This window comes from Blautia sp. DFI.3.45, assembly GCF_020593505.1.
Taxonomy (GTDB): domain Bacteria; phylum Bacillota; class Clostridia; order Lachnospirales; family Lachnospiraceae; genus Blautia_A; species Blautia_A wexlerae.
Genome location: NZ_JAJDMI010000047.1, coordinates 21,785 through 27,784, shown reverse-complemented (window position 1 = coordinate 27,784; position 6,000 = coordinate 21,785). Strand labels below are relative to the sequence as shown.

The 6,000-nt window shown below is 41.2% G+C and carries 6 protein-coding genes; all 6 read right to left on the bottom strand.

From position 1 onward, the window contains the following. Positions 1–40: 40 nt before the first annotated feature. The 6 genes from LJE09_RS13945 to rpsL all read right to left on the bottom strand — a co-directional run bounded on the left by LJE09_RS13945 (position 41) and on the right by rpsL (position 5,682). A complete protein-coding gene (locus LJE09_RS13945) occupies positions 41–352 on the bottom strand; it encodes a DUF2116 family Zn-ribbon domain-containing protein (RefSeq protein ID WP_118670399.1) in 312 nt (103 codons plus the stop codon). Positions 353–495: 143 nt separating this feature from the next. Continuing rightward, positions 496–843: a TnpV protein gene (locus LJE09_RS13940; protein WP_044951535.1), complete on the bottom strand. Its 348-nt coding sequence runs from the start codon at positions 841–843 to the stop codon at positions 496–498. Between the two features lie 122 nt (positions 844–965). Next, positions 966–2,159 (bottom strand): elongation factor Tu, encoded by a 1,194-nt coding sequence (gene tuf / locus LJE09_RS13935; protein ID WP_019163091.1) that lies wholly within the window; start codon positions 2,157–2,159, stop codon positions 966–968. A gap of 273 nt (positions 2,160–2,432) precedes the next feature. Further along, positions 2,433–4,553, bottom strand: a complete 2,121-nt coding sequence (fusA, locus tag LJE09_RS13930) for an elongation factor G (RefSeq protein ID WP_025580135.1) — start codon at positions 4,551–4,553, stop codon at positions 2,433–2,435. A 17-nt stretch (positions 4,554–4,570) separates the two neighbouring features. Beyond that, positions 4,571–5,041 (bottom strand): 30S ribosomal protein S7, encoded by a 471-nt coding sequence (gene rpsG / locus LJE09_RS13925; RefSeq protein ID WP_020993199.1) that lies wholly within the window; start codon positions 5,039–5,041, stop codon positions 4,571–4,573. Between the two features lie 224 nt (positions 5,042–5,265). Beyond that, positions 5,266–5,682 carry a 30S ribosomal protein S12 gene (gene rpsL, locus LJE09_RS13920; RefSeq protein WP_008705161.1) on the bottom strand — a complete coding sequence of 139 codons (417 nt, stop codon included), beginning with the start codon at positions 5,680–5,682 and terminating at the stop codon, positions 5,266–5,268. Positions 5,683–6,000 lie beyond the last annotated feature (318 nt).

Below are 6,000 nucleotides of genomic sequence, written 5' to 3'. Positions count from 1 at the left end.
CAATATTAATTTGGTTAAAATAAACAATTTAAAATGTTTTTCAGACACGCTCTAGTATTCTTCCAATAAATCTCGCCTTTTTATTTCCAAATAAAGCAGTTGTTTCTGAAGTAGTAAATGGAAGCAAAACAACAGTGACCCCCATTACTATAATTCCACTTCCAATCATGCAATTGCTGCTTGACACAACACCATAAAACATAGCTAAAAACCCTAAAATAATGCCCGAAATGAAATACTTAATTTTATGTCTATCTTTTTCAATTATCTTTCTATAGCTGTTTTCGCACTCACTGCTACAAAATTCCAAATTACTATCTAATTCTTTGCCACAATATCTACATTTTTTCATAGTAACTTCCTCGATAATTTTCAAAATTTTATCCAAAAGCTCTCGATTTGTCTTTACTTTATTCTACCATAGTTCATTTTAAAATACTATTCCAATACACACAAAACAGAAAAAAGCGATCCTTTTCGACCGCCTATTTCCACCTACATATATATCGTATTTTTCACTACAATTTCTTCTGCACTGGATTTTATATTAATCATTAATCTAACCCACTTCATCTGATCCTGTGCCTTTAATTCTTCCGTCGCACCCTGTTTTTTCACCATCTGTTCCATAAGTATTTCCACCTGCTTTCTGGCTTCCTGATCAATCTGATTCAGGTGTTCCGTCAGCTTTCCAGTCAATAGCAAGTATTGATATTTTGCTGATCTGTGTTCCTTCAGGAACTGTTTTCGCAACATTCCATATTTTCCATATATCGGTTCTTCTTCATTCAACAGCAAAGATTTCATCAAATATCCATATTTTAATATAGAATTATTTTTCATAATTTTTATGTTTCCAGGCAACAGAAAAACCCCGGAAACCTTACGGTTCCGGGGTATCTTACGTTTGGACACAATGTACCTTGCGGTACTCAATATATATAATTTAAGATGTTATGCTAAAATTATTCGATAACTGTAGCAACACGTCCTGATCCTACAGTACGTCCACCTTCACGGATAGCGAAAGTAAGACCCTGAGCCATAGCGATTGGGTGGATCAGTTCGATTGTCATTTCGATGTTATCTCCAGGCATGCACATTTCTGTTCCTTCTGGAAGGTTGCAAACACCTGTTACGTCTGTTGTTCTGAAGTAGAACTGTGGACGATAGTTGTTGAAGAATGGAGTATGACGTCCACCTTCATCTTTTGTCAGAACGTAAACCTGAGCTGTGAATTTTGTATGGCATGTAAGTGTTCCTGGTTTAGCAAGAACCTGTCCACGCTCGATTTCGTTTCTCTGAACACCACGAAGAAGTGCACCGATGTTATCACCAGCCTGAGCTTCATCAAGGAGTTTACGGAACATTTCGATACCAGTTACAACAACTTTACGTGTTTCTTCTTTGATACCAACGATTTCAACTTCGTCAGATACGTGAAGTACACCAGCCTCTACTCTACCAGTAGCAACTGTACCACGACCTGTGATAGAGAATACATCCTCTACAGGCATTACGAATGGTTTATCTGTGTCACGCTGTGGGTCTGGAATGTAGCTGTCAACAGCATCCATAAGTTCCATGATCTTGTCTCCCCACTCGCTACTCGGATCTTCAAGAGCTTTAAGAGCTGATCCACGGATAACCGGGATGTCATCTCCTGGGAAGTCATACTCGCTTAAGAGTTCACGGATTTCCATTTCTACCAGTTCAAGAAGTTCTTCATCATCAACCATATCACATTTGTTCATGAATACAACGATGTAAGGAACACCTACCTGACGGGAAAGAAGGATGTGCTCTTTAGTCTGAGCCATAACACCATCTGTAGCAGCAACAACGAGGATAGCACCATCCATCTGAGCTGCACCTGTGATCATGTTCTTAACGTAGTCAGCATGGCCTGGGCAGTCAACGTGTGCATAGTGTCTATGCTCTGTTTCATACTCAACGTGTGCTGTAGAAATTGTGATACCACGTTCTCTTTCTTCCGGAGCTTTATCGATATTAGCGAAATCTGTAGCTGTGTTACCAGCAACTCTTTCAGACAGAACTTTTGTGATAGCTGCTGTTAAAGTTGTTTTACCATGGTCAACGTGTCCGATGGTACCAATGTTACAATGCGGTTTTGTTCTCTCAAACTTAGCTTTTGCCATTTTAAAACGTCCTCCTTAAAACATTTGGCTCTTATATTATTATAGAGCGCCTTTTTCGGTTTTAAACTTGCTATCCTTGATTATATTGCATAACCGGAATATTTGCAAGCATTTTATACAATTTGATAAGTTTCACACTATAAACAGTGTATTATTATCAATTGTTGTATCATTACAGTTCACACATTACTGAGAACATAGTGAACAGTAACTTTATATCTCCTACACCCTGCCGGCTTTAAATACCGGCAGACTGCAGATGATCAATAATTATCAGTCTTTCTTAGAAAGGATTTTTTCCTGTACAGACTTCGGAACCTGCTCATATTTCTCAAAGAACATAGAGTAGTTACCACGTCCCTGTGTTCTGGAACGAAGGTCTGTAGCATATCCGAACATTTCGGAAAGCGGTACATATCCGCGGATCATCTTACCACCGCCGATATCTTCCATACCCTCGATACGTCCACGACGGGAGTTGATATCACCGATTACATCACCCATGTAATCTTCAGGTGTTGTAACCTCTACCTTCATGATCGGCTCAAGAAGTACAGGAGCTGCTTTCTGCATAGCATCCTTGAATGCAAGAGAACCTGCAATGTGGAATGCCATTTCAGAAGAGTCGACTTCATGGTAAGAACCATCATATACGTTAGCATATACGCCAACTACCGGGAATCCGCCAAGGATACCGGCTTTCATAGCCTCTTCGATACCTTCGCCAACTGCAGGGATGTATTCCTTCGGAATAGCACCACCAACAACTGTGGATTCGAACTTGTACAGTTCTTCTCCGTTGGCATCCATAGGCTGGAATTTAACTTTACAGTGACCATACTGTCCACGACCACCGGACTGTTTTGCATACTTGCTGTCTACATCAACAGGTTTGGTGATTGTTTCTTTGTAAGCAACCTGAGGAGCACCTACGTTAGCCTCTACCTTGAATTCACGAAGGAGACGGTCAACGATGATATCCAGATGAAGCTCACCCATACCAGCGATAATGGTCTGTCCTGTTTCCTGATCTGTATGTGCACGGAATGTCGGGTCTTCTTCTGCAAGTTTTGCAAGAGCTTCACCAAGTTTACCCTGTCCAGCTTTAGTCTTAGGCTCGATAGCCAGCTCGATAACTGGTTCTGGGAATTCCATGGACTCCAGGATTACCGGATGCTGCTCGTCACAGATTGTATCACCAGTTGTTGTGAATTTAAATCCGATCGCTGCAGCGATATCACCGGAATATACTTTATCAAGTTCCATACGTTTGTTAGCATGCATCTGAAGGATACGTCCAACACGTTCTTTCTTGTCCTTAGTAGCGTTAAGTACATAAGAACCGGAATTCATTGTACCGGAGTATACACGGAAATATGCAAGTTTACCAACGAATGGGTCTGTCATGATCTTAAATGCCAGAGCTGAGAATGGTTCTTCATCAGAAGAATGTCTCACTACTTCGTTACCGTCCAGATCAGTTCCCTGGATTGGAGGAATGTCTGTAGGAGCCGGCATATACTCAAGGATAGCATCAAGAAGCTTCTGAACACCTTTGTTTCTGTAAGCAGAACCACAGCAAACCGGAACAGCTGTACACTCGCATGTCGCTTTTCTTAATGTTGCTTTCAGTCTCTCAACAGTTGGTTCTTCACCGTCAAGATATTCCATCATTAAGTCGTCATCAAGCTCACAGATTTTCTCAATGAGCTCTGTATGATAAAGCTCAGCATCTTCCTTCATGTCTTCAGGAATATCAACGATGGAGATGTCATCACCTTTTTCATCGTTGTAGATGTAAGCTTTCATTTCGAATAAGTCAATGATTCCTTTGAAATCATCTTCTTTTCCGATTGGCAGCTGTAAGCAGATTGCGTTTTTACCAAGACGAGTCTTGATCTGCTCTACTGCACCGTAGAAGTTTGCACCAAGGATATCCATCTTGTTGATGAATGCCATACGTGGTACATTGTAAGTGTCGGCCTGACGCCATACGTTTTCAGACTGCGGTTCAACACCACCCTTAGCACAGAAAACGCCGACAGCACCGTCAAGTACACGAAGAGAACGCTCAACTTCTACTGTGAAGTCAACGTGACCTGGGGTATCAATGATGTTGATACGATGTTCCAGAGCACCTGGCTTCGGTTTGCAGTTCTCTTCCAGAGTCCAGTGACATGTTGTAGCCGCTGAAGTGATTGTGATACCTCTCTCCTGCTCCTGTTCCATCCAGTCCATGGTAGCAGTACCTTCATGAGTATCACCAATCTTATAGTTGACACCTGTATAATACAGGATACGTTCTGTAAGAGTTGTTTTACCCGCATCGATATGAGCCATAATACCAATATTTCTGGTACGCTCTAATGGATATTCTCTTCCCTCTTTAGCCAATGGATTTTCCTCCTATATTAGAAGCGATAGTGAGCAAATGCTTTATTTGCTTCAGCCATCTTGTGCATGTCTTCTTTTCTCTTAACGGATGCACCTGTGTTGTTCATTGCATCTAAAAGCTCATTTGCAAGTCTTTCTTCCATTGTTTTCTCGCCTCTTTTACGAGAGAACATTGTTAACCAGCGAAGAGCCAGTGCCTGACGTCTGTCTGCTCTTACCTCGATCGGAACCTGATAAGTAGCACCACCGATACGTCTAGCTTTTACTTCAAGAAGTGGCATGATGTTATTCATAGCCTCTTCGAAAACTTCAAGTGCTGGTTTACCAGCTTTTTCTTCGATTCTGGCGAATGCACCGTAAACAATTTTCTGTGCTACACCTTTCTTACCGTCTAACATGATGTTATTGATAAGTTTGGTAACCACTTTATTGTTGTACATTGGATCTGCCAGAACGTCTCTTTTCTGAGTATGTCCTTTACGTGGCACGTTACTTCCCTCCTTAATCATTGTGATTAAATCATCGGTACTCACGCAGATAACTATTGCATGTTCGCACTGGTAAGGTCCTATATTTAACCCGCAACCGGCAGGGTATATGGAATACCGTACAAATTCATAGTTCTAGTCTTCCGTGAATTTTCGATTGATTAATTCCTGCTGTCCTAAACAATAGGATCAGTTCTTAAAATTCTTATGAAACCTTTTTAGAATTATTTCTTTTTCGGTCTCTTAGCGCCGTATTTAGAACGGGCCTGTTTTCTGTTAGCAACACCTGCAGTATCAAGAGTACCTCTGATGATGTGGTATCTTGTACCAGGTAAGTCCTTAACCCTTCCACCACGGATAAGAACAACGCTATGCTCCTGAAGATTGTGACCTTCTCCTGGGATGTAGCTTGTTACTTCGATTCCGTTGGAAAGACGAACTCTGGCGATTTTTCTAAGAGCTGAGTTAGGCTTCTTAGGAGTTGCAGTCTTAACTGCTGTACAAACGCCACGTTTCTGTGGTGCAGACTGTTCAACTGCTTTCTTTCTTAAAGAGTTGAATGTTTTCTGGAGAGCCGGAGCTGTAGATTTCTTTACAGATGTCTGGCGTCCTTTTCTTACTAACTGGTTGAATGTTGGCATTCCATTTCACCTCCCGATTTATTTCTCCATAGATTTTTCTATGGGGCCTTGCGGTTGCTATTCGTGTAATTACGCGCAAAAAAATTAAACGCTCCTTTTGCACGCTTGCTTATTATATCCCGCAAAACTCGCACTGTCAAGGGATTTCTCGTGAATTTTACAGTATTTTTTCATATTTTTATCATAACCAAAAAATCCTTTCCTCATACACTACATCACCATATTAAACTTATCTGACAATATGCTCCCCCTCCAACCACTTTACTGCCACTTCCCCACTGCGAATCCCAGCGCCGGATAATATTTATTTTGTGTGCA